At 69.1% G+C, this 447-nt stretch carries 1 protein-coding gene; it reads right to left on the reverse strand.

All coding sequences use genetic code 11. The features are described from left to right. A partial coding sequence (locus BQ17_RS19225; protein ID WP_089729896.1) for a tetratricopeptide repeat protein occupies nucleotides 1–447 on the reverse strand: 447 nt, incomplete at both ends.

Genomic DNA, 447 nt, shown 5'->3' on the forward strand with positions numbered 1-447 from the left:
TAGACCGGCAGCTCTTCTTGGGTGCGGATGCGCAGGGCCTCATCGAGCTGGCCGCGGGCCTGCAGGATGTCGGCGATCCGGCCCTGGGTGACGGCCTTGGACCGCACGTCGCCGAGGCGCTCATAGACCGACAGCTCTTCTTGGGTGCGGATGCGCAGGGCCTCATCGAGCTGGCCGCGCCTCTGCAGGATGTCGGCGATCTTGCCCTGGGTCACCGCCTTGGAACGCACGTCGCCGAGGCGCTCATAGACCGGCAGCTGTTCTTGGGTGCGGATGCGCAGGGCCTGGTCGAGCTCGCCGCGGGCCTGCAGGATGTCGGCGATCCGGCCCTGGGTGACGGCCTTGGACCGCACGTCGCCGAGGTGCTCATAGACCGGCAGCTCTTCTTGGGTGCGGATGCGCAGGGCCTCATCGAGCTGGCCGCGGGCCTGGAGGATGTCGGCGATC

It is taken from the genome of Candidatus Thiosymbion oneisti (assembly GCF_900092655.1).
Classification (GTDB): domain Bacteria; phylum Pseudomonadota; class Gammaproteobacteria; order Chromatiales; family Chromatiaceae; genus Thiosymbion; species Thiosymbion oneisti.